Raw genomic sequence first — 22,639 nt, forward strand, 5'->3', positions numbered from 1 at the left:
TTCAGCTCGCGGGTGCGATCTCGGCGAGGTCGATCTCCCACACCGAGTTGTAGACAGCGCCGGTGACATCGCCGGCGGAGGCGATGTTGCGGCCGGGGACGATGAGCGGAACGAAGGGCCCGTCCGCCTGCATGGCCTCGGCGAACGCCGTGAACGCGGCCGTGCGCTCGTCGGTGTCGGTGGCCTGGGCGGCATCGGCGGCGAGCGCGGCGATCTCAGGGTTCGCCTCGGCGACCCAGCCTGCGCGCAGACCGACCTTCAGCCCGGGTGCGAAGGGGAGGAAGTTCGCCGAGTCGGCGTAGTCGGGGCCCCAGAACCACAGACCGAAGCCCTCGGTGCCGTTGACGTAGGAGTCCAGCTCGGTCGCGAACGGCGCGGGGGCCAGCTCCACGGCGATCCCGGCATCCTCGAGCTGGGCCTGCACGCGCTCGGCGAGCGGGGTGAACTCCACACCGCCGACCGGGTAGTCGTTGGGGAACTGCAGCTTCAGGGTCTGTCCGTCGTACCCGGCCTCGGCGAGCGCGGCCGCCGAGCGGTCGAGGTCCTGCTCGACACCGGCATCGAGTGCACCCTCGAATGCCGGCGGGATGACACCGGTGGCCTCGACGGAGCCGGCACCGGCCAGTTCCAGCAGCGAGTCGTAGTCGATCGCGTAGCGGATCGCCTCGGCCAGCTTGACGTTCGCCAGGTCGCCGGCGACCTCCGTGCTCTGGTTCAGCAGCAGGAAGATCGTCTGCGCCGACGCGACGGAGTCGACGTTCACATCGTCGCCGAGGGTGGCGACCTGGTCACCGTTGAGGTCGAGCGCGACCATGGTGTCGCCGCCCTTGAGGTTCGCCAGCTGGGTCGCCGACTCGGTGACGTTGCGGATGACGACGCGGCCGTACGCGCTCTCCTCGTCGCCGTTGTACTCGTCGCTGCGGCTCAGCACGATCTGCGACGAGAGGTCCAGCGTGTCGAGGACGAACGGTCCGGAACCGGCGGACTCGCTGTCGAGGAACGCCTGCGCGGTGTCGGTCCCGTCGGTCGTCCCGCCGTTCTCGATCACGACGTCGGAGTTGAGGATGCCCAGCGCCGGGTTCGCGAGGATCGCGGGGAGCTGGAGCATCGGCGCCTCGGTGGTGAAGAGGATCGTCTTGTCGTCGACCTCTTCGATGGTCACGCCGGTCAGGAGGAAGTTCGGCTTGGCCTCGACCATGCCCTGGATGCGCTGGAGGGAGAAGACGACGTCCTTCGCCTCGATCGGCGATCCGTCGGAGAAGACCCGTCCGTCCTCGAGCGTGAAGGTGAACTCGGTGGCGTCGTCATTCTGCTCCCACGACGCCAGGCCGGGAACGGGGGTCGAGACATCGGATCCCTCGAAGTCCACGAGGGTCTCGTAGAGGGCCTTGGCGAGCATGTTGCCTGTGGGGTCGTAGCTGTGCCCCGGGTCGGCGGTCTCGATCGAGAAGGCGGTGTCGATGACGAGGGATTCGGCGGAGTCTCCCCCGCCTCCGTTCGCGGAGTTGCCTCCGGAGCACCCGGTGACGGCGAGCAGGGCGACAGCGCCGAAGGCGATGAGAGGTGTGCGGAACGACGAGGACACAGATACTCCTAGGGAAGGGAGCGAATCAGGGAATGGTCGGACGACTGTGGACGGCCGTGTTCAGATTGGCACGGTCGCGAGCGATATGTCCAATATGCGTGCACAGTCGGACACATATCGCCCTAGAATCCCGGCATGGCTACCAATTCGTCCAAGGATGCATCGACTGATTCGGCATCCGCTGGACGAAGTGCTCCCACGCTCGACGATGTCGGCTACCGCATCCTCGCCGCGCTGCGTGAGAACGGGCGTCTCTCCATGGCGGCGCTGGCCGAGCGCGTCGGCATCTCGCGCGCCGGGGCGTACTCCCGCGTGGAGGCCCTGGTGTCGAGTGGCGTGATCACCGGGTTCAGCGCATCCGTCGACCCCGCGCGAGCCGGTCTCTCCATCGGGGCGCATGTGTTCGTCACCGTGCACCCGCAGTCCTGGCCGTCGTTCCGCGAGCGCGTCATCGAGATGCCAGAGGTCGAGTACTGCGCCGTCACGACGGGCGAGCACGACGCGATGCTCATGATCCGCGCGACCGACGTCGGCGGGGTGCACCACTTCTCGACGGGGGTGATCGCGCAACTGCCCGAGGTGCGCACCGTGGTCAGCGTCGTGATCCTCGACGAGGTCGTCCGCCGACCCTTCATCCTGCCGACGGACGTGCCCCATCGTGCACCGGCGGATGCCATCGGCATGACCCGCTGGACGCCGGCGCCGGGTGCACGGGAGCCGCTTCCTCCTCGGTGACTCACCGGGGAGGAAGCGCGAAGATCAGTCGACGACCTCCACGCACACGCTGAGCTGCGGAGCCCCGTGCATCTCGTAGTGCTCCACGAGGCGGAGACCGTTCTCGTCCTGCTCGATCTCGCTGTCCCCGGATCCCGTGACGACGGCGCCGCCGTCGGCGAGGACGTGCACGAAGTGGATGCTGATGGTGTCACCGCTGCGCGTGCCGATGAACCGGCCGAAGGTCACGGTGTCGCCGGAGTAGTCGCCCCACACGGCGCCGTCCTGCTCGAAGTAGTGGAAGACGCTCGGGGCGTCGGGGTCGACGACCGAGGTCGTGGAGGAGGTCATCCGGAAGGTACGTCCGTCCAACGACGGCAGCGCGGTCTGCGAGTTCACACGTCCGATTATGGCAACGTGGAGGAGTGACGACGCCCACCCCCGGAACGCTGCCGCCCTCTTTCGACGCGAGTGCCCTCACGGATCCGGTGGATCCGCGCGCCGTCCGCGCGTTCGCGCAGGAGCTCACCGCTGGTCGGAAGACCTCGGCCAGCACGGTGCTCGCGTGGATCATCGGCGGGTTCGCCCTCGTGATCGCCGTGTCGTTCTTCGGCCCGCTTCTGGTGACGGCGCTCTCTCATGCGCCGACCCCGGTGACACTGCTCGTGCTCGGCGGCATCCTGGCCCTGGTGGCACTCATCGCATTCCTCATCGTCACCGGCGTGCGCCGCGCGAAGGAGAGGCGCTATCGACTGAGCAGGTTCGCCGCCGCGAACCACATGGACTATCTCGACCGGGTCGAGAATCCGCCCCTCCCCGGGATGATCTTCCGGATCGGCAACTCGCGTCTGTCCACGGACCTGGTCCGCGGGAGCAGCCCGCGCTTCGTCGAATTCGGCAACTACCAGTACACCGTGAAGACCGGGAAGAACTCGACCACGTACCGGTGGGGCTACGTCGCGATCCGGCTCGACGTCCCGCTCCCTCACATCGTTCTGGACGCGAAGGGGAACAACTCGGTGTTCGGGTCGAACCTGCCGACGTCGTTCCGCAAGGATCAGCAGTTGTCGCTGGAGGGTGACTTCGACCGCCACTTCACGCTGTACTGCCCCGATGGCTACGAGCAGGACGCCCTGTACCTGTTCACGCCGGACATCATGGCGCGCTTCATCGACAACGCCGCCGAGCTCGACGTGGAGATCGTGGACGACTGGCTGCTGCTCTACACCCGCCGGCCGGTCTCCTCCCTGGACCCCGCCACCTGGGCGTGGCTGTTCGGCGTCGTGGGCGCACTCATCACCAAGCTCGACCAGTGGGCCAGGTGGCGGGATGACCGACTCGCGGGGGTGTCGTCCGCCCGGAGCCTCGGTCACCCCGTGCCCGGCTCGCACGACCTTCCCTTCGCGGCCCCGGCGGGCATGCTCACTCCTCCTCCCGGCGTCGCCAGGCAGGGAAGGCGGCTGAAGCGCAACGGCTCATGGGTCGCGGTCGTGATCACCGTGGTGATCTTGATACTGCTCGTGTGGGAGCGGTGGAACTGAACTCGGTGTGCGGCAGAGCTCAGCTGACCCGCGCCCACCCCTGCGTGAGTTCGTCGAGCAAACTCGTCAGCGCGGTCTTCGCATCCGCTCGACGCATCGCGGCGCCGATCCGCTCGGCGTTCCCGCGGTAGCGGCCGTCCCGGAGGACCTCCTCGACCGCGCGCCGCACGCGCTCGGGCGGAACGGTCGTCGCCCGGAGATTGATCCCGGCCCCCGACCACCCGACCCGCGCCGACACTTCGACCTTGTCCTCCGTCTGTCCTGCGACCACGATCGGCACTCCGTGCGCGAGTGCCTGCTGCACTCCTCCGTAGCCGCCGTTGGTGACGAGCACGTCGGTGAGCGGCAGCAGCCGGTCGTAGGGCAGGTATGGACTGACTCGCACGTTGGCGGGCAGGTCGGCCGGCAACGAGTCCACGGGACGTCCGCCCGTCGAGACGACCAGCAGCACGTCGGACCCGGCGAGCGCAGCGATGGTCGGTTCGACCAGTTGCGAGACGTCCGCGTTCGCGATGGTCCCCTGTGTGACATGGACGACCGGACGCGAGCCGTCCAGATCCGACCACCACTCCGGAAGAGCCGGATCGCTCGCCGCGGGCGTGAGGGGCCCGGCGAATCGCACGCTCGCCGGGAGGTCCGAACGCGGATACTCGAACTCCGGAACAGTGAACTGCACATACGCGTCGGCGAGACCCGCCCAGTCCAGCACGAACCCGCCGAGGGCCCGCCCCGTCGTGCGCCGCGCGAGCGCGTCGGCCTCCTTCTGGACGCTCCCGAAGATCACCCGTTCGGCGACCGTGCGCAGGACCGCGTTGCGCAGCCGCCCCACCGGTCCGGACAGCGGCGTGACACCGAGGCCGAACGGTGCGGTGTCGCGACTGCGCGCCCCCAGCGGGAAGATCCCCAGCACCACGATCGGCGGCCGCTCGTTCGTCGGCACGCGCTGCAGCAGAGCGCATCCGACGAACAGCGGCTCCGACAGGATGGCGTCGATATGACGGTCGGCGAGCTCCGCACGAACGGCCTCGAGCTGCGCGGCACCAGGCCGGATGAAGAGATTGCTCATGTCGAAGCGGAGGGCGGCGGGGCCGGTGAGGCCGGCCCGGTCCGGGAACGCGGCATCCGCATGGTCGAGATCGACGTCCGCGTCCGCCGGGAGCGGCACGAACTGCGCCCCCGACGCCTCGACGCGCTCCGCATACCGAGGACTGGTCAGGAAGCGCACCTCGTCGCCGCGGTCGACGAGGTGCCGAGCGATCTGCAGGAGGGGCAGGACGTGTCCGTGCGCCGGGGTGCAGGTGATGACGTAAGTGGACATGGACGCCGCTTTCCGTAGAGTTGGATGTACTCGTGAAGTATTCATCACCCCGTAAGGAAAGTCAATGAGTTCTGTCTCGACCCGCACCTATCGTTCCGAACTCCGCGCACAGCAGGCTCAGGGCACGCGTCGACGGATCATCGAGGCATCCGCCGCGCTGTTCGCGACGAAGGGGTACCAGGCGACGACGATCGCCGCGATCGCTCGCAGCGCCGGGGTCTCCGCCGAGACCGTGAAGGCGGCGGCGTCCAAGGCCGAGCTGCTCATCTCCGCCTTCGAAGTGACGTTCTCGGGGTCCGAGGGCGCCGCGTCCCTCACGGAGACCGAGGTCATCGCCGGCGTTCTCGACCTGCCGGACGATACGTTCCTCGACACGGTGTTGACCCAGGTCGCCGCGGCCAATGCGCGCGCGCACGCACTGTGGACCGTGCTCCTCGGTGCGGCGCTGTCGGATGCCGTCGTCGACGACGCTCTCCAGGGGATGCTGCAGCGGCGCGCGGCGGACCTCACCCAGCTCGTGACCGTACTGGTCGACCGCGGCATCGCCGCGCCGACCGCCGACGTGGAGGGGCGCGCCGCGGTGCTGTCCTTCCTGCTCTCACCCGAGGCGTACCAGCAATTGGTCGCGCAGTCCGGATGGTCCCCCGCGCGCTACGGACGCTGGCTGCGGGACGCCGTCGCCGAGGAGCTCGGCAAGGGGTGAGGCCGACGAAGCGCCGTCTCAGCCCCGGGCGGCCCACCAGTCGCGCAGGCGCTGCTCGGCGACATCGGGGCCGAGCACACCCTCGTCGAGGCGCAGGTCGAGAAGGAATCGGTACGCCTCGCCGACCTCTCGACCGGGAGAGATGCCGAGTATCTCCTGGATCCGGTTTCCGTCGAGCTCCGGCCGCATGGCATCGAGCTCCTCCTGCTCACGGAGGTCGGCGATGCGCTTCTCGATGTCGTCGTACGCCGACGCGAGACGCTGGGCCTTGCGACGGTTGCGCGTGGTGACATCGGCGCGGGTGAGGATGTGCAGGCGCTCGAGCAGATCGCCGGCGTCGCGGACGTACCGGCGGACGGCGGCGTCGGTCCACGTCCCCTCCGCGTAGCCGAAGAAGCGCAGATGGAGCTCGATCAGCGTGGTCACGGCATCCGTCGTCTCACCGTCGAAGCGCAGCGCCTGCAGGCGCTTGCGCGCCATGCGCGACCCGACCACGTCGTGGTGATGGAACGTCACCGCGCCACCTGGTTCGAGCTTGCGGGTGCGCGGCTTGCCGATGTCATGCAGCAGCGCGGCGATGCGCAGCGGCACATCGGGAGCCTCGCCGGGGTGCCGGGAGTGCTCGAGCTCGATCGCCTGCCGCAGCACGGTGAGCGAGTGCTCGTAGACGTCCTTGTGGTGGTGGTGCTCGTCCACCTCCAGGCGGAGGGCGCTCACCTCCGGCAGGAACTCCTCGACGAGCCCGGTGTCGACGAGGACACGGATGCCGCGCACGGGGTCGTCCGTCTGCATGAGGCGCACGAGCTCACCCTGGATCCGCTCTGGGCTGACGATCTCGACGGTCTCACGCAGCCGCGTGATGGCGTCGCGCGTGTCCTCCGAGATCTCGAAACCCAGCTGCGCACTGAAGCGCGCCGCGCGGAGCATCCGCAGCGGGTCGTCGCCGAAGCTGACGCCGGGGTCGGTCGGAGTGCGCAGGATCCCGGCGACGAGATCCTCGACGCCGCCGGTCGGGTCCACGAGCTTGATCTCCGGCACCTGCAGCGCCATGGCGTTCACCCGGAAGTCGCGGCGGACGAGGTCGCCGTCGATCGTGTCGCCGAACTCGACGGTGGGCTTGCGGGTGACGCCGTCGTAGCTGTCGGCGCGGTAGGTCGTGATCTCGACCTGCTCGCCGCGGACGCGTGCGCCGATGGTCCCGAACGCCCGGCCGATGTCCCACTGGGCGGAGGAGATCGGCGTGACGATGCGCAGGATCTCATCGGGCGACGCGTTGGTCGTGAAGTCGAGGTCGTTCACCTCGCGGCCCAGCAGCGCGTCGCGCACCGGTCCGCCGACGACGGCGAGTTCGAATCCGGCGTCAGCGAACGCCTCCGCGACCGCCGAGACGACCGATCCCTCAGCGAGCGCGCGCAGTCGTGCGAGCCCTTCGGCCATGTTCAGCATGGGTTCCAGCGTACCGGGCGGCGTCGCCGCTCTCTGTGGGAAGAGCCTCGGCGTCGGCGGCGTGTGCCGGACCGCAACCGGCAACCCCGCGTTTACCGGGGCGTCTCCGAAGCGACCACCGGCGGCCACCTGGCTCCGGTCTGGTGGTCGTGGTCCGTGCAGCCGCACGCACCCCCACCATCCGAAGGACACTCATGACAACCCAGTCCCCCGCCCTCAGACGGCGGCGTGCCGGACTCGCGTCCGCTGCGCTGCTGGCCGTCCTCGGCGGCTCGATGGCCGCGCCGGCCGTGGCCGCTCCGCCCGCACCGGAGGTGCCCGTCGAGCCGCTCATCACGACCACGTCGACCTGGCACTACTTGGACGACGGGAGCGACCCGTCCCCTGCCCCCGCCGGCATCCGCGACTGGACCGCGCCGGAGTTCGACGACTCGGCGTGGCCGAGCGCACCAGGCAGCTTCGGCGCGAAGAACGGCCGTCTCGACAGGGTCGGCCCGCACACGCCCACGACCCTGCTGAATCATTACCTGGACGGTGTGAGCGCTCCGACCGTTCCGACCTACTTCTTCCGCACGAGCTTCGATCTCGCCGAGGGCGTGGCCGATCAGGTCGCGTCGCTGCGCAGCACCATCACATACGACGACGCGATCGTCGTCTGGGTGAACGGAGTCAAGGTCGCCAGCTACGTCGACGGTCGCATCTCCGAGACGACGAATGTCGAGTACGCCGGTGACAGCAACGGGGATCCGGTCAGCAGCACGTTCTCGGCCGATGCGGATGTCCTGCGCGACGGCCGCAACACCGTCGCGGTCGCGCTCCACCAGGACCGTGACAACAGCTCGGACATCTACTTCGACATGTCCTCGCTCGCCCTCATCCCGGCATCCGAACCAGGGCAGCCGGTGGTCGCGCCCCCGACCCGGATCGTGCTGACGCCCACCGAGACGCCGTCGACCTCGCAGTCGTTCTCCTGGCTGGCGGGTGACGCCTCGCACACGACGGGACAGGTGCAGATCGTCCCGTCGTCCGGTGGCGAGACGCGCACGGTGGACGCGTATTCGGCCGGCGTGGCCGGGAGCAACCCGAACCAGCACTTCTCGGCGACGGTCGACGCGCTCGCGCCGGCGACCGAATACGACTATCGCGTCGGGCTGGAGGGCAGTTGGAGCGACTGGTTCACGTTCCGCACCGAGGATCCGAACGCGACCGACTTCCAGTTCGTCTACTACGGCGACGCGCAGATCGGACTCGACTCGACGTGGCCGAGCGTGGTGGCCCAGGCCGAGGCCACCGCCCCGCGATCCATCGGCTCTGTGCATGCAGGCGATCTCATCAACACCTCCGGGAACGACACCGAGTGGATGAACTGGTTCCTCGGCATGCAGGGCTCCGCGGTCAGCACGAATGTGATGGCGGCGCCGGGCAACCACGAGTACTCCGGTGACAAGACGCTCTCCACGTGGAAGGCGAACTTCGAGTACCCGCGCAACAACCCCTCGGTGGAGTCGATCGGCGAGCTCGCCGACCTCGCGAAGGGAGAGTCGGACGTCGCTCGCCAATACGCCGCGTACTTCGCGCACTGGGCCGAGTTCGCCACCGAGACCGTCTACTACACGGACTACCAGGACGTGCGGTTCATCACGCTCAACGCGACCCGCGACACCACGTTCCTCACCCCGAACGGTCTGCCGGGCTGCTCCGGCGACGAATGCCCCTCAGCGCGGGTCGCCGAGCTGTGGACGAAGTTCCAGGCGGCGTGGCTCGACGGCGTACTCGAGAACAGCCCGTCGAAGTGGAACGTCGTCACCTTCCACCAGCCGGTCTTCTCCACCTCGGCGGGCCGGGATGAACCGATCCTCCGCGCAGAGTGGGTCCCGGTGTTCCAGGACAACGACATCGACCTCGTGCTCATGGGACACGACCACACCTATGCGCGCGGCTACGTGGACACGGACGCCACCGAGACCGCCGGCATCACCACCGGGCCGGTCTACGTCGTGTCGAACTCCGGCGCCAAGCACTACGAGCTCGAGAGCGACGAGAAGAACGTCTGGACGAACAACGGCGCCACGCAGGTCATCCGCGGCGCGGGGGTGACGACGTACCAGGTCATCGACGTGTCCGAGGATCAGCTCGTCTACCGCTCCTACCTGGCGGAGAAGACGGCGGATGCGACGACCGAGCTTCCGGTCGGAGCGGTGTACGACGAGTTCACCGTCACGAAGGACGACGCCGGTCGCAAGTGGGTCACCGAGGCGGGGATCACGCCGCCCACCGACCCCGAGCCCGAGAGCCCCGGTGAGATCGCGCTCAGCGCACGCACGATCGCCGTGGGCGGCGAGCTCATGGTGTCCGGCTCGGGGTTCCCTGCGGGAGCGGAACTCGCCCTCGAGCTGCGTTCCACGCCGGTCTCGCTCGGCTCGGTCACCGTGGATGAGGACGGCGCGTTCGCGCAGGCGGTCACGATCCCTGCGGACACCGTGACCGGCGCGCACACGCTGGCGGTCATTCTGCCGGACGGTTCGGAGGTGACCGCAGAGATCACCGTGACCGCGGCGGACGAGAACGCCGGCCCGGGCCAGGGCGGCGGCGCCGACGGCGGGGCAGCGGACGGCGCAGGCTCCGGCGGTTCGGTCGCCGAGGGCGATCTCGCCATCACGGGCGCCGACAGCACCGCGCTCATCACCGGCGCCCTCGTGCTGCTGGCGCTCGGACTCGGCCTGTTCGCGATGCGTCGCCGACTGCGCACGCACGACTGAGCGCGCACGGCCGCCGTGCACACCGATGCCCCGCCGGATCCTCGGATTCGGCGGGGCATCGTGCTGTCGGTCAGTGACCGGTGATGTCGCGGAGGTCCCTGGCATGCCGGGTGTTGGACGAGACGAGGCTCGCGCTGAGGATGCCGCCTCCGATCACCGCGATGGCGACGATGATCCAGATCCCCATGTCCGGGTCCACGAGGCGGAGCACGTAGACCGCGAGGAGGGCGGCGACGATCACCAGCCCCTCGATGAGGGCGAACACCATGATGAAACGGCTCTGGCGCTGCCTGTGCCGTCGCTGCAACTCGTCCACGCGGGGGTCGTTCGAACTGGAGTTCAGCGAATAGCTCATCCCGGAAGGTTACTCACACCGACGGTCAGCCGGCCACGCGGGCGAGGCGACCGCGGACGAACCCGGCTCAGAGCGGGTAGCCCTCGACGGGTCCCTCCGTGTTCGGCTTCCACCCCAGCGCCGGCGCGACGTGCTCGGCGAAGGCCTGCAGCACGTGCAGGTTGTAGTCGACACCCAACTGGTTCGGGATCGTGAGCATGACGGTGTCGGCGGCCATGACCGCCGAGTCCTGCTTCAGCTGCGAGATCAGCACGTCCGGCTCGGCCGCATAGGTCTTGCCGAAGGTGGAGCGGAAGCCGTCGATCACGCCGATCTGGTCGCCGCTGTCCTCGCTCCGCAGACCGAAGTACGCCCGATCCATGTCGTTGACGAGGGGGAAGATGCTGCGACTGACGGACACGCGCGGCGTCCCGGTGTGGCCTGCCGCCTTGTACGCGGCGCGGTACTGATCGATCTGCTCACGCTGCAGCTCGTGGAACGGCACGCCGGGGGCCTCGGTGAGCAGAGTCGAGCTCATGAGGTTCAGGCCCTTGCGGCCGGTCTCCTCGGCCGTCGCCCGTGACCCGGAGCCCCACCAGATGTGGTCGCGCAGCGTCGCGGATCGGGGTTCGATCGCCAGGTAGCGCCCCTCGCCGACCTGTGCGGGGTCGCCCTGCACGACGCCCGCGCCGTCGATGGCCTCGAGGAAGAAGTCGAACTTGTCACGGGCGAGGTCGCCACCGCGCGGGTCCTGTGACCCGACGTAACCGAACGCCTCGTAGCCGCGCAGTGCCGTCTCGGGTGAACCGCGGCTGACACCGAGCGCGATGCGTCCTCGGGCGATGAGATCCAGCGAGGCCGCCTCCTCAGCGAACTGCAGCGGGTTCTCGTAGCGCATGTCGATGACCCCGGTGCCGACCTCGATGCGCTGCGTCTTGGCGGCCATCGCGGCCAGCAGCGGCATGGGCGATGCGGCCTGCGGCGCGAAGTGGTGCACCCGGACGTAGGCGCCGTTGACACCGATCTCGTCCGCGCCGACGGCGAGGTCGATCGTCTGGTGCAGCATGTCACCGGCGGTACGCGTGCCCGACCCGGGAACCGGCGCGTAGTGGCCGAACGAGAGGAATCCGAAAGCCTTCATGCTGTATTCGAACGAATGGATGCCGGTGGCTATTCCGCTGCGACGAGGATTCCGTCGCGCACGAGTTCACGGATGCGCGGCTCGAGCTCACCCCACAGCTCGTCCAACGGGACCTCGAACAGGTCGGCGAGCGCGCCGGCGATCTGCGCGACGGTGAGCTCTCCGTCGCAGGCGCCGACGAATCCGGCGAGCGCGGGGTCCACGGACACCGTCCGGCCGAACCCGCTGCCCTGCCGCAGCTCGATGACGCTGGGATCGTCGTTGCCCGGCATGTAGTGCCGCGCCTCGGTGACATCCGGCGCGGTGATGAGGGTCTGCGGGATGCCGCCGCGGAGCACGTCGTGTGCGGCCAACCCGTCGCGGAGGGCCCGGCCAGGGGCGGGCAGCGACTGCGACAGCCGCTCGAACCGCCGCATCGGGTCGCTCCCGGCATCCGGACGACGAAGCAGCACGTAACCGAAGCCGACAGCGGTGACGCCGCGCACGCCGAAGTCGTCCAGCCAGGCGCGCAGCATCCGCTCGAACGCCGGATCGCGAGGGGTCGTCCCGCCGTCCCTGATCCACAGTTCCGCGTATTCGAGCGGAGTGAGCTCCTCGCGCTCGATGACCCACGCGTCCAGCGCGGGGTCGATCCAGCCCTCGAGGCGGCGGAGGCCGGCGGTCACCGCGCCACCGGAACGACGCGACTCCCAGTTGCCGAGCAACTGTGCGATGCCGCCGGGGCGGAGATGCGCCGGTGCGTCGCGCACGAACTGCTCCACGAGCGCGTCGCCGACGAGGCCCCCGTCGCGGTACTCGTACGCCGTGACGCCGTCGACGCGAGGGGTGATGACGAACGGGGGGTTCGAGACGATGAGATCGAAGGCCTCACCGGCGACGGGTTCGAACATGCTGCCCTGCCGGAACGTGATGTTCCCCACACCGTTCAGCCGCGCGTTCAGCGCGGCGAAGGCGAGTGCCCTCGCGGAGACGTCGGTCGCCACGACCTCCCCCGCGTGGCGGGACACCAGCAGGGCCTGGATGCCGCACCCGGTGCCGAGATCGAGTGCCCGTCCCACCGACATCGGCACGACGAGTTCGGCGAGCGTCCGGGATGCCCCGCCCACACCGAGCACGTGATCCGCCGGCAGTGCGCTGCCGAGCGCCGTCTCGTCGAGGTCGCTGGCGATCCACCATTCCCCGACGCCGTCCGCGTCCACGAACGACTGCGGTCGCACGAGCACCTCGGGGCTGACGAGGTCCGCGTCCACACGCGCGAGTCCCAGAGCCTCGAGACCCTCGACACCGAGCCGAGGCAGGGCGCCGGCGACAGGGGCGACCGGCTGCGGCATCCCGAGCACGAACAGACGCCCCAGCGTCGCGAGGGGCCCGTCATCGCCCGCGATCGCGCGCAGCAGCGGCTCGCTCAGACCGCGTCCGAGGGCGTCGTCCGCTTCCTCACCCCACAGGCGCCGGAGGGGCTCGGAACGGAAGTCCACGGCATCCAGATCAGCGGCCAGCGCCGAGACGAGAGCGGGATCGGGCACAGGCGGAAGGGCGTCGGACACGGCCGTCACTCTACGCGCCTTCAGCGTTCCCAGAACGCACCCGCCTAGAATTGCCTGGTCAGAGCTCACGGGTGTCCCCATCGCCCGAGGAAGACCGGAGACGTTGATCAGCCCCCGAACCGGCACGCGCGCCCGCGCGCACCGCATCACCTGCGGTGCTCTCGCGTCGGCCCTCGCCCTCGGGTTCTTCGCCGGCGCTGACGTGTCGGCGGCTCCTCCAGCAGTCGCCGATGTGGCCGCCCCGGACGACGAGGGGGCGGCTCGGCTCACGCTCAGCGCCGGTCGCCACGGCGTCGTCAGCCCTGACAGCTCCATGATCGCCACGGTCACGATCGACAACGACAGCGGAGAACCCGTGCCCGCCGGACAGGTCACGGTCGAGATCAACAGGACCCCGCTCGCCGACGTCGACGCGCTCACCACCTGGCTGGACACCGGCGACGCGGCGGGGACGTTCACCGCCATCGGTTCGGAGGAGTCCGACGAGGTCGCCGGATCGGGGTCCGCCACGACATCCGTCAGTGCGCCGGCCACGGCGCTGGACGACGTCGATCCCGGCGTCTACCCGATCAGGAGCCGGTTGTCGACGGAGGCGGGATCGGCCGTCCTCGACGCCTCCAGCGTGCTGATCGTGAAAGCGGACAGCGATCGTCCGGTCACCGTGCTCGTCCCGATCACCGCGACCCCCGCCGATGGCGGGCTGCTCACGGCCGATGAACTCGCCGTCCTCACCGCGCCCGACGGCGCGCTCACCGAGCAGCTCGACGGCGTCGCCGGGTCGTCGGCCGTGCTCGCCGTCGACCCTCTCATCCCCGCCGCGATCCGCGCCCTCGGCACCACCGCACCGGAGGCGGCCCTCAGCTGGTTGAACCGGCTCGAGTCCCTCTCCAACGAGCGTTTCGCGCTGCAGGCCGGTGACGCGGACGCCACGGTGCAGGCACGCGCCGGCCTCCCCCGCCTGCTCGAACCGCTTCCGCTCACGCCGTTCCTCATCCCGGCGAACTTCGCCGACCCGACGGCGACGCCGACACCCTCCCCCGCGCCGACCGCGGTGGAGCCGGAGATCCCCTCGCTCGAGGAGCTCACCGAGATCCGCAACAGCGAGACCGGCATCCTGTGGCCGCTCGGTGATGTGCAGACCGCCGATCTGTCGGTGTTCGACGACTATCTGGCCACGGACGCGACGACCATCCTGCCCTCCACCTCGTTCTCCGCTCTGGGTTCGTCCGTCGTCGACGTCGACGGACACCGGGTGCTGGCCGTGGCCGCTGACGCGTCGGCGACGCTGTCCGCCGCCGCCGCGTCCGACGACAGCGCGCTGAGGGAGCAGGTGATCACCACGGGGATCGCCCAACTCGCGTTCGCCGATGCGATGCCGTCTCTCGTGATCGGGCTGGAGCGTGACGAGACCCGATCGGCACAGGCGCTGAGAGAGACGATCACCTCCCTGTCCACGATCGGGGACCTCACACCCCTGTCCGTGCTCGAGGAGGCCGACGCGGTCTCCGGCACGCTGCTCGGTGAGACCTCCGAAGCGCGCGCCGACATGCTGCGCACCCTCCTGAAGGGTGAGGAGCAGCTCACCGAGTTCTCGTCGATCCTCGACGACCCTCTCGCCCTGCTGTCACCCGAGCGCATCGAGATCATGCGTCTCATGGGCGTCGGCACCGCCGAGGAGCTCGCGGCGGGAGCAGCCGCACACGGCACCGACACCGCGGCGACCCTGAACGCCGTGAGCGTGCAGCAGCCCAGCCCCATCCAGCTGTTCACCTCGGCCGCCCCCCTTCCGGTGTGGGTGCGCAACGACCTCCCGTGGCCGGTGAACGTCACGCTCACCTCCCGGCCGTCCGACGCCCGTCTGGACGTCCGGCCGCACACCGAGGTCGAGGCGCAGCCGGCGAGCAACACCCGCGTGAAGGTTCCGGTCGAGGCCCGCGTCGGCAGCGGCGTCCTCGACGTGCGCTTCGCGCTGACCTCGCCCACCGGCGTGCACATCGGCACCGACCAGACGGCGACCGTCACCGTCCGCGCGGAATGGGAGGGCATCGGCCTCGGCATCCTCGGCGGGATCATCGGTCTCCTGCTGGTGCTCGGTGTCGTCAGGACCGTCATCCGACGCCGCAAGGAACGCGCGACGGACGAGGCGGCGACCGCCTCAGCGGACGAGGGTCACAGCACCGGCACATGAACCTCCGCGCGGGAATGCCGCGCGGTTACGATGGGTTTCACCCAGGGACGCGTCCGCACGCGGATCTGCACGCGAAGAAGAGAGAGCACATGCGCAAGGTCATCATCATCGGCTCCGGCCCTGCCGGATTCACCGCCGCCATCTACGCGGCCCGCGCGAACCTGGAGCCGCTTCTCATCGCGAGCTCCGTCGAGGTCGGCGGAGAGCTGATGAACACCACCGAGGTGGAGAACTTCCCCGGGTTCCCCGAGGGCATCCAGGGACCCGAGCTCATGGCGAAGTTCCAGGCCCAGGCCGAGCGCTTCGGCACCGAGGTCGTCTACGACGACGTCACCTCGCTCGATCTCGACGGCACCGTCAAGAAGGTCACGCTCGGCAGCGGGGCCGTCCACGCGGCGCAGGCGCTCATCTACGCGACGGGTTCGGCGTACCGGAAGCTCGGGATCGAGGGCGAAGAGCGCCTCTCCGGGTACGGTGTCTCCTGGTGCGCCACGTGCGACGGGTTCTTCTTCCGCGAGAAGACGATCGCCGTCGTCGGCGGCGGCGACTCCGCGATGGAGGAGGCCACCTTCCTCACGCGCTTCGCCGACAAGGTCTACGTGATCCACCGCAAGGACACCCTGCGGGCATCGAAGATCATGCAGGAGCGCGCCTACGCGAACGAGAAGATCGAGTTCATCTGGAACAGCGAGGTCACCGAGATCAACGGTGGGGATGCCGTGAACGGCGTCACGCTGCGGTCGACGGTCGACGGCTCCACGAGCGAGCTCGCGTTGGACGGTCTGTTCATCGCCATCGGCAACGACCCCCGCACCCACCTCGTGCACGACAAGCTCACCCTCACCCCTGAGGGCACCATCTGGGTCGACGGCCGTTCGTCGAAGACCTCGGTGCCCGGCGTGTTCGCCGCCGGCGACGTCATCGACCCGACCTACCGCCAGGCGATCACCGCCGCCGGCTCGGGGACGGTGGCAGCCCTCGACGCCGAGCACTTCCTCGCGGATCTCGATGACGCCTCGGTCGAGGTCCCGGCTGCCGAGGCCGCCGAGATCATCGCCTGACGGGAACACTTCCGACGCCTCTGCTGTTGCAGAGAGTGAACCTCAATCAAGGAGAACAGATGACTGCCAAGGTAACGAGCCAGGCCACGTTCGAGCAGGACGTGCTCCAGGCCGACGGTCCCGTGCTCGTCGACTTCTGGGCCGAGTGGTGCGGACCGTGTCGTATGGTCGCCCCCGTGCTCGACCAGATCCAGGCGGAGAACCCGGACAAGATCACGATCGTCAAGCTCAATGTCGACGAGAACCCCGAGCTGGCCATGAAGTACCAGATCACGTCGATCCCGGCGATGAAGGTCTTCCAGGGCGGCGAGGTCAAGACGACGATCATCGGCGCGAAGCCGAAGCCCGCGCTCGAGAAGGATCTGGCCGCTTTCATCGGCTGATCCCCTCAGACACCGAGAGCCCGTCCTTCCTTGCGGAAGGGCGGGCTTCTTCGTCTATGTCGGCCTTGCGGAGCCGGTCACGACTCCTCCGCGCGGGTCAGGATGCGTCGGCGGCGATCGTGGCGTCCCAGCGACGGTGTCGCGGCCCCTCGCCGAGCAGCCCCCAGACCGCCGGAGTGAGCTCCGGATACTCGAGGGCGATCTGACGCATCACTCGGTAGTTGCGTGCCTTGTTGGGGCGCACGCCGTCGTTCGCGGCGATGTTGTCCGCTCGCAGAAGGAACACCACGAGCTCATCGACGCTCGGCAGGTCCTCCATGAACTCCCACGGATCCTCTCCACTGAGCAGACGCTCCTGGATGAGGACGGCCAATTCATCTGCCGCCTCTGCGCGCAGCAGCTCGAGACTCGCGCGACGCGGGACGGCTTCTGACATGCATCCAGCCTACGCGCGCTTCTTCCCCCCGCGGCGCGGCAGCTCGACGACATCCGTCATCGTCTCGAGTTCCCTACCCTTCGTCTCGGGCACCTGGAAGAACACGAAGAAGAACGACAGGAGCGCGAAGAAGGCGTAGAAACCGTACGCGAACGTGAGCCCGATGTCGGCGAAGGACGGGAACGTCGTGGAGATGAAGAAGTTCGCGATCCACTGGGCGGCCGCAGCGACCGCGAGGGCGCCGGCACGGATGCTGTTGGGGAACATCTCACCAAGGAGGACCCAGACCAGCGGACCCCACGTGGCGCCGAAGAACACCACGAAACCGTTCGCGCAGATGAGAGCGATGAGCGACCACGGCTGCGGGAGTGTGACAGCGTCGCCCTCGAGCGTGCCGAACGAGAACGCCAGCGCCATCATGCCGAGGGTGACGGCCATGCCGACGGACCCGATCAGCAGCATCGGACGGCGCCCGACCTTGTCCACGAGCAGGATCGCGACGATCGTGACGACGATGTTGGTGATCGAGGTGATCACGGACGTCAGCAGAGCACTGGATTCGTCGAAACCGACCGAGAGCCAGAGCGTCGTGGAGTAATAGAAGATGACGTTGATGCCGACGAACTGCTGGAAGACGCTGAGCAGGATCCCTACCCAGACGATCGGCTTCAGACCGAATCGGTCACCCCGCAGGTCCTTGAGGGACTCCTTCTGCTCGGCGTTCAGGGTCTTGCGGATCTCCTCGATCTTGAGGTTCACGTCCGTCTCGCCGGTGAAGTCCAGGAGCACCTGCGACGCCTTGTCGATCTTGCCTCTGGCGACGAGGAATCGCGGGGACTCCGGCAGGCGGAGCGACATGAGCCCGTAGATGATGGCGGGGATCGCCTCGACCATGAACATCCAGCGCCACGCCTCGATGCCGAACCACAGCACGTTGGCGGCGGAACCCGCGATATTGGCCAGCAGAGCGTTCGAGAGGAGGGCGGTGAAGATACCGGTGACGATCGCCAACTGCTGGAGAGACCCGAGTCGTCCGCGGACCTTGGCCGGCGACACCTCGGCGATGTACGCCGGTGCGATGACGGATGCCGCACCGACACCGAGTCCGCCGATCACACGCCAGACGATGAGGTCGATCACGCCGAAGGCAAGACCCGACCCGATCGCGGAGACGAGGAAGAGGACCGCGGCGATGACCATGACCGGGATGCGGCCCAGCTTGTTCGCGAGGCTCCCGGCGAACCATGCACCGACGGCGCAGCCGAGCAGTGCCGAGGAGACCGCGAAGCCCTGCAGCCCTGACCCGAGATCGAAGGCCCCCGCCAGCGCGTCGACCGCGCCGTTGATGACGGCGGTGTCGAAACCGAAGAGGAATCCTCCGAGTGCGGCCGCGATGCTGATGCCGATGACCCGGGCGTTGAAGCGTCCGGCCGTGCTCTTGTTCTGAGACATGTGCTCTCCCCTGTTCGTGTCACTCTAGATTCCGGACGGCCCTGGGGCCACAGAAACGTTCAGTGAATCACGATCCGTACTTCTCTTCGCCGAGCTCGGCAAGGATGCGATTGAGGTCCTGGATGGAGGAGAATTCAATCGCGACCTGGCCTTTTCGTGCGCCGAGGGTGATCTTCACCCGGGTGTTGAGGCGGTCCCCGAGGGAGCCGGCGACCTCGTCGAGGTAGGCGCGGCGCGCCCCGGGCTGGGGCTTCGGGCTCTTCCCGCCCGCGGCGGGAGTCGACTTCGCAGCCTCCTCCGTGGCTCGCACCGAGAGATCCTCGTTGACGACCTTGTCTGCGAGCTTCTGCATCTGCGCAGGATCGTCGAGAGACAGCAGGGCACGGGCGTGACCGGCGGAGAGCACACCGGCGGCGACGCGCTGCTGCACGGGGACGGGAAGCTTCAACAGGCGGATCGTGTTGCTGATCTGCGGGCGGGAGCGGCCGATACGGGTGGCGAGCTCCTCCTGTGTGATACCGAAGTCGTCCAGCAGCTGCTGGTAGGCGGATGCCTCTTCCAGCGGGTTGAGCTCGGATCGGTGCAGGTTTTCGAGGAGTGCGTCGCGAAGCAGATCCTCATCAGCCGTGTCGCGCACGATGGCGGGGATCGACTCGAGCTTGGCCTCACGGGCGGCGCGGGTACGCCGCTCCCCCATGATCAGTTCGTAGTCACCATCGGAGTTCTTGCGCACGACGACCGGCTGGAGCACACCGAACTCGCGCACGCTGTGGACGAGCTCGGCGAGGTCGCTGGGATCGAAGTGCGTGCGGGGCTGCCGCGGGTTCGGGACGATCTTGTTCGGATCGATCTGGATCAGGTGGATGCCGGGAACCGCTGCGAGCTCCTGCTCAGCCGCGTCCTCGGCCGCCGGTGCCGCATCCTGCACTGCCGGCCGGATCGACGCTCCAGGGAAGAACACGTCAACCGGACGCTCCGCCTGGTCTGCTGTGGGTATCAGGGCACCGATTCCTCGGCCCAGTCCAGCGCGCTTCGCCATCACTTCTCCTTGCTCTGCGTCTTCTGAGACGCGATCTCGACAGCGGCCTCGCGGTACGCGATCGCTCCGGCGGAAGATCCGTCGTATGCGATGACCGTCTGGCCGAAGCTGGGGGCCTCCGAGACACGGACTGAACGCGGGATGACGGCGTTCAGCACCTGTCCGGGGAAGTGATTGCGCACCTCATCGGCGACCTGCTGCGCGAGACGGGTACGGCCGTCGTACATCGTCAGGAGGATCGTCGAGAGGTGGAGATCGGGGTTCAGATGCTTCTGGATCATCTGGATGCTGCCGAGGAGTTGGCTCAGCCCTTCCAGCGCGTAGTACTCGCACTGGATCGGGATGAAGACCTCGGATGCCGCGGTGAATGCGTTGATCGTCAGCAGACCGAGCGAGGGAGGGCAGTCGATGATCACGAAGTCGACGACGTGGTCGGCGAGGTACTGATCCACGGAGCGACGGAGACGGTGTTCGCGTGCCACCTGCGAGACGAGCTCGATCTCGGCTCCGGCGAGGTGGATCGTGCTCGGGGCGCAGAGGAGGTTCTCCGACTCGGGGCTCTGCTGCACGACATCGGCCAGCGGGACATCATCGATGAGGACGTCGTAGATGCTCTGGGTCTCCGCATTGTGCGGCACACCGAGCGCGGTGGACGCGTTGCCCTGCGGGTCGAGGTCGATCACGAGCACCTTGGCACCGAACGACGCGAGAGCGGAGGCGATGTTCACCGCGCTGGTCGTCTTGCCGACGCCGCCCTTCTGATTCGACACGGTGAGCACCCGGGTCTGTCCGCTGAACTGGAGTTCCACGCGTTCCAATTGGCGACGGCGGGCGCTCAGATCTGCGATCTCGCGAGCCAGAGGGGTGTCAATCCCGAAAGCCTCGTTCGGCGATGTCTTCTCGGACTGTTTCACGTGAAACATCCACTCCTCTCGATGGCCGCGTTCCACTCTAATCGCTCGTACCGACGTTCCTGTCACGGAGCGGCGGTCGGCTGCTTTCTCGTGCCGACGGGATCGATGGGCGGAGCTTCGCGAGGTGCCGGCGAGCGATCCGGCAGAGTAGAACGGGGTCGTCGCGGCCGCTGAACTCGGGCGGGACCCCCGACAATGTCTCAGATGTCGTCGGCGATCGCTCTCCTTCCACAGAAACGACGTCGGGCAGCGGTACGAATGAACTGCGTCACGTTGTACCACCCTTTTCATGGATCGGCTCTTCGCCCGATTGCGCTGCGACCGCTGGTGCCGCCCATCACGCTGAGTGCCGTGCCGGGTCCTACTCCCCACCGTAGCTACTCGCGCGGATGCTGGCGCGATCCGTCTCACGCCCGGCTGGCACACCCCTCGCTGAGCCTCCTTGCCATCTGCGGTCCATACAGCTCGCTCTGCGGGAGTGTTTCACGTGAAACATCGTGTTTTGCGCTCGCCTCTGCCGGATCGTGCGGCGGCAAGACGGTGAGGGTCTGCGCGAAGCAGCACCTAACGCTCACGGTCATCGCGCGCATTCATGCGCCGCATCCGCGCATCACTCTCACCGATGAACTCCTCAGCGTGCGCATTCAGTGAATCCGTCCGAGTACTGCTCCCACGTCAGCGACCAGTGAGATCCGAGGGGCTCCCGCTCGGGACCTTCTCCATAGTTGTGCTTGAGGGTCCATCCGCGGACGTTTCACGTGAAACATCAGCTGCAGGACCACGTCTCGCCGCCGTGCAATGGGCGGTCTCCTCCTGTTGTACAAACGTGGAACGTTGCAGCGCAGTCGCGCAGACACCCGTTCCTTGTGCATGTTTCACGTGAAACATTGATCGTACAAAGAGCACTGCGCTGTAGCAGGGGTGAGGGCGGCTCAAACAGCCACGTCCCGCGACGACGAGAGGTGCCCACCGGTGATCGCTGAGCTGTCTCGGTCAGACCCGATCCTCTGAGAGGCCCGCGTCCCGCCCGCGAGCGGTCCGGACCGGCGCGCAAGCTACCTCCGTTACGCGCCATACCGTGCACGCGTAGTCCAACACACCGCCGTACGCCCTGGGGTCCAGCTGCGGAAAAGACTGTGTCGCCGGCCGGCAACCATGGTCGCTCGGAACCAGTTCGGACGACCACACCCCGGCCACCACCGCCGAGACCGTACTCGCTCAGGGCTCGGGTGCAGGAACGCTGCAACGGGACACGGCACGCCCAACTCGCGGCGGATATGAAGGAATCACCGCCACCAACAGACTGACCGCCGCGAGGTCTCATCGGTGCCGTGGCGCGGAAGAGCGCGGTCTGCGGCGGGACCTACCGCCAGCAGCGACGGTTACAGACGACGCATGGCTACGCTGTCCTGTCGTCATGTTGCACGTGAAACATCGCGTTCGACGGCTGCTCAGCCCCGAACTGTGGCCCGTACGACGCGAGTCGTCTCCATCAGCACGCCCTCGCCGAGGACTTCGACGCGGACATCCGCGACGCGGTACTTCTTGAGCTGCTTCGCGGCCGCATCGATCTCGAGCTCCGCGTTCTTGCCCTTGAGTAGAGCGAGCTCTCCCCCATCGCGCACGAGCGGGGCGGTGAACGGCAGCAGCGTACGCAGCGCGCTGACGGCTCGGGCGGTGACGACGTCGAACTGGGCCCGTTCGACATCTTCGGCGCGGGAGCGCAGCACGGTGACGTTGTCGAGTCCGAGTTCATCGACCTGCTCGGAGAGCCAGGCCACCCGACGCTCCATCGGTTCGATGAGCGTCCACGTCACATCCGGGCGGGCGATCGCGAGCACGAGCCCGGGGAGCCCCGCACCTGAGCCGACATCGGCCGCGGAACCGTGGAACAGCGGCGCTGCGATCGCGCTGTTCAGCACGTGTCGCGTCCACAGGCGCGGAAGCTCGAGTGGGCCGATCAGGCCCCGCTCCTCACCCTGAGCGGCAAGGCTGGCCGTGAATGCACGGGCAACATCAATCCGGTCTCCGAAGAGTCCCGCGGCGACTGCCGGCTCAGCTTCGACGGTCACACCGCA

The 22,639-nt window shown here is 68.2% G+C and carries 19 protein-coding genes; 7 read left to right on the forward strand and 12 right to left on the reverse strand.

The features are described 5' to 3' along the window. Nucleotide 1: 1 nt before the first annotated feature. Nucleotides 2-1,585, reverse strand: a complete 1,584-nt coding sequence (locus tag HD600_RS06000) for an ABC transporter substrate-binding protein (protein ID WP_144793787.1) — start codon at nt 1,583-1,585, stop codon at nt 2-4. Nucleotides 1,586-1,720: 135 nt separating this feature from the next. Here HD600_RS06000 and HD600_RS06005 point away from each other — a divergent pair, with 135 nt between their 5' ends. After that, nucleotides 1,721-2,320, forward strand: coding sequence for an Lrp/AsnC family transcriptional regulator (locus HD600_RS06005; RefSeq protein ID WP_144793790.1), 600 nt, complete (start codon nt 1,721-1,723; stop codon nt 2,318-2,320). A gap of 24 nt (nt 2,321-2,344) precedes the next feature. Here HD600_RS06005 and HD600_RS06010 read toward each other — a convergent pair whose 3' ends face one another. Beyond that, the gene (locus tag HD600_RS06010; protein ID WP_338402159.1) at nt 2,345-2,698 is read right to left on the reverse strand and encodes an avidin-fold protein; all 354 of its coding nucleotides are present in this window, start codon (nt 2,696-2,698) and stop codon (nt 2,345-2,347) included. A gap of 26 nt (nt 2,699-2,724) precedes the next feature. Here HD600_RS06010 and HD600_RS06015 point away from each other — a divergent pair, with 26 nt between their 5' ends. Then, nucleotides 2,725-3,840 carry a hypothetical protein gene (locus HD600_RS06015; protein ID WP_338402160.1) on the forward strand — a complete coding sequence of 372 codons (1,116 nt, stop codon included), beginning with the start codon at nt 2,725-2,727 and terminating at the stop codon, nt 3,838-3,840. A gap of 19 nt (nt 3,841-3,859) precedes the next feature. On the opposite strand, the gene HD600_RS06020 is transcribed toward HD600_RS06015, so the two are convergent. Next, entirely contained in the window at nt 3,860-5,158 is a 1,299-nt protein-coding gene (locus tag HD600_RS06020; RefSeq protein WP_184282236.1) for a glycosyltransferase, read from the reverse strand. 64 nt (nt 5,159-5,222) lie between these two features. Here HD600_RS06020 and HD600_RS06025 point away from each other — a divergent pair, with 64 nt between their 5' ends. Further along, on the forward strand, nt 5,223-5,861 hold the full coding sequence (locus HD600_RS06025; protein WP_184282238.1) for a TetR/AcrR family transcriptional regulator: 639 nt from the start codon (nt 5,223-5,225) through the stop codon (nt 5,859-5,861). An 18-nt stretch (nt 5,862-5,879) separates the two neighbouring features. Here the strand turns inward: HD600_RS06025 and HD600_RS06030 are convergent, their stop codons facing one another. Next, a complete protein-coding gene (locus tag HD600_RS06030) occupies nt 5,880-7,307 on the reverse strand; it encodes a CCA tRNA nucleotidyltransferase (RefSeq protein WP_184282240.1) in 1,428 nt (475 codons plus the stop codon). 194 nt (nt 7,308-7,501) lie between these two features. On the opposite strand from HD600_RS06030, the gene HD600_RS06035 reads away from it, so the two are divergent. Beyond that, nucleotides 7,502-10,066 carry a purple acid phosphatase family protein gene (locus tag HD600_RS06035; protein ID WP_184282242.1) on the forward strand — a complete coding sequence of 855 codons (2,565 nt, stop codon included), beginning with the start codon at nt 7,502-7,504 and terminating at the stop codon, nt 10,064-10,066. 70 nt (nt 10,067-10,136) lie between these two features. Here the strand turns inward: HD600_RS06035 and HD600_RS06040 are convergent, their stop codons facing one another. The 3 genes from HD600_RS06040 to HD600_RS06050 all read right to left on the reverse strand — a co-directional run bounded on the left by HD600_RS06040 (nt 10,137) and on the right by HD600_RS06050 (nt 13,097). Further along, entirely contained in the window at nt 10,137-10,421 is a 285-nt protein-coding gene (locus HD600_RS06040) for a hypothetical protein (RefSeq protein WP_184282244.1), read from the reverse strand. A gap of 67 nt (nt 10,422-10,488) precedes the next feature. Then, nucleotides 10,489-11,541 (reverse strand): LLM class flavin-dependent oxidoreductase, encoded by a 1,053-nt coding sequence (locus HD600_RS06045; protein WP_184282246.1) that lies wholly within the window; start codon nt 11,539-11,541, stop codon nt 10,489-10,491. A 29-nt stretch (nt 11,542-11,570) separates the two neighbouring features. Next, on the reverse strand, nt 11,571-13,097 hold the full coding sequence (locus HD600_RS06050; protein WP_338402161.1) for a DUF7059 domain-containing protein: 1,527 nt from the start codon (nt 13,095-13,097) through the stop codon (nt 11,571-11,573). Nucleotides 13,098-13,191: 94 nt separating this feature from the next. On the opposite strand from HD600_RS06050, the gene HD600_RS06055 reads away from it, so the two are divergent. The 3 genes from HD600_RS06055 (at nt 13,192) to trxA (ending at nt 16,720) form a co-directional block, all read left to right on the forward strand. Further along, on the forward strand, nt 13,192-15,276 hold the full coding sequence (locus HD600_RS06055; protein ID WP_184282250.1) for a DUF6049 family protein: 2,085 nt from the start codon (nt 13,192-13,194) through the stop codon (nt 15,274-15,276). Between the two features lie 89 nt (nt 15,277-15,365). Further along, the gene (gene trxB / locus HD600_RS06060; RefSeq protein ID WP_184282252.1) at nt 15,366-16,337 is read left to right on the forward strand and encodes a thioredoxin-disulfide reductase; all 972 of its coding nucleotides are present in this window, start codon (nt 15,366-15,368) and stop codon (nt 16,335-16,337) included. Nucleotides 16,338-16,396: 59 nt separating this feature from the next. Next, complete coding sequence (trxA, locus tag HD600_RS06065) at nt 16,397-16,720, forward strand: thioredoxin (protein ID WP_144793820.1); 324 nt, start codon at nt 16,397-16,399, stop codon at nt 16,718-16,720. A 97-nt stretch (nt 16,721-16,817) separates the two neighbouring features. Here the strand turns inward: trxA and HD600_RS06070 are convergent, their stop codons facing one another. The 5 genes from HD600_RS06070 to rsmG all read right to left on the reverse strand — a co-directional run bounded on the left by HD600_RS06070 (nt 16,818) and on the right by rsmG (nt 22,633). Continuing rightward, nucleotides 16,818-17,156, reverse strand: coding sequence for a tryptophan synthase subunit alpha (locus tag HD600_RS06070; RefSeq protein ID WP_144793823.1), 339 nt, complete (start codon nt 17,154-17,156; stop codon nt 16,818-16,820). A gap of 9 nt (nt 17,157-17,165) precedes the next feature. Continuing rightward, on the reverse strand, nt 17,166-18,608 hold the full coding sequence (locus HD600_RS06075; RefSeq protein WP_144793825.1) for a sugar porter family MFS transporter: 1,443 nt from the start codon (nt 18,606-18,608) through the stop codon (nt 17,166-17,168). 67 nt (nt 18,609-18,675) lie between these two features. Further along, entirely contained in the window at nt 18,676-19,647 is a 972-nt protein-coding gene (locus HD600_RS06080; RefSeq protein WP_184282254.1) for a ParB/RepB/Spo0J family partition protein, read from the reverse strand. Then, nucleotides 19,647-20,570, reverse strand: a complete 924-nt coding sequence (locus tag HD600_RS06085; protein ID WP_184282256.1) for a ParA family protein — start codon at nt 20,568-20,570, stop codon at nt 19,647-19,649. Before HD600_RS06085 ends, HD600_RS06080 begins: the two co-directional genes overlap by 1 nt. Nucleotides 20,571-22,012: 1,442 nt before the next feature. Further along, on the reverse strand, nt 22,013-22,633 hold the full coding sequence (gene rsmG, locus HD600_RS06090; RefSeq protein WP_338402162.1) for a 16S rRNA (guanine(527)-N(7))-methyltransferase RsmG: 621 nt from the start codon (nt 22,631-22,633) through the stop codon (nt 22,013-22,015). Nucleotides 22,634-22,639: the final 6 nt, after the last annotated feature.

The organism is Microbacterium ginsengiterrae (assembly GCF_014205075.1).
Classification (GTDB): Bacteria; Actinomycetota; Actinomycetes; order Actinomycetales; family Microbacteriaceae; genus Microbacterium; species Microbacterium ginsengiterrae.

Excerpts from the sequence above, each read along its gene's own strand:
- HD600_RS06005 (WP_144793790.1), top strand. The coding sequence starts at position 1,721 with ATGGCTACCAATTCGTCCAAGGATGCATCGACTGATTCGGCATCCGCT.
- HD600_RS06020 (WP_184282236.1), bottom strand. The coding sequence starts at position 5,158 with ATGTCCACTTACGTCATCACCTGCACCCCGGCGCACGGACACGTCCTG.
- HD600_RS06025 (WP_184282238.1), top strand. The coding sequence starts at position 5,223 with ATGAGTTCTGTCTCGACCCGCACCTATCGTTCCGAACTCCGCGCACAG.
- HD600_RS06030 (WP_184282240.1), bottom strand. The coding sequence starts at position 7,307 with ATGCTGAACATGGCCGAAGGGCTCGCACGACTGCGCGCGCTCGCTGAG.
- HD600_RS06035 (WP_184282242.1), top strand. The coding sequence starts at position 7,502 with ATGACAACCCAGTCCCCCGCCCTCAGACGGCGGCGTGCCGGACTCGCG.
- HD600_RS06040 (WP_184282244.1), bottom strand. The coding sequence starts at position 10,421 with ATGAGCTATTCGCTGAACTCCAGTTCGAACGACCCCCGCGTGGACGAG.
- HD600_RS06045 (WP_184282246.1), bottom strand. The coding sequence starts at position 11,541 with ATGAAGGCTTTCGGATTCCTCTCGTTCGGCCACTACGCGCCGGTTCCC.
- trxB (WP_184282252.1), top strand. The coding sequence starts at position 15,366 with ATGCGCAAGGTCATCATCATCGGCTCCGGCCCTGCCGGATTCACCGCC.
- trxA (WP_144793820.1), top strand. The coding sequence starts at position 16,397 with ATGACTGCCAAGGTAACGAGCCAGGCCACGTTCGAGCAGGACGTGCTC.
- HD600_RS06070 (WP_144793823.1), bottom strand. The coding sequence starts at position 17,156 with ATGTCAGAAGCCGTCCCGCGTCGCGCGAGTCTCGAGCTGCTGCGCGCA.
- HD600_RS06075 (WP_144793825.1), bottom strand. The coding sequence starts at position 18,608 with ATGTCTCAGAACAAGAGCACGGCCGGACGCTTCAACGCCCGGGTCATC.
- HD600_RS06080 (WP_184282254.1), bottom strand. The coding sequence starts at position 19,647 with ATGGCGAAGCGCGCTGGACTGGGCCGAGGAATCGGTGCCCTGATACCC.
- HD600_RS06085 (WP_184282256.1), bottom strand. The coding sequence starts at position 20,570 with ATGTTTCACGTGAAACAGTCCGAGAAGACATCGCCGAACGAGGCTTTC.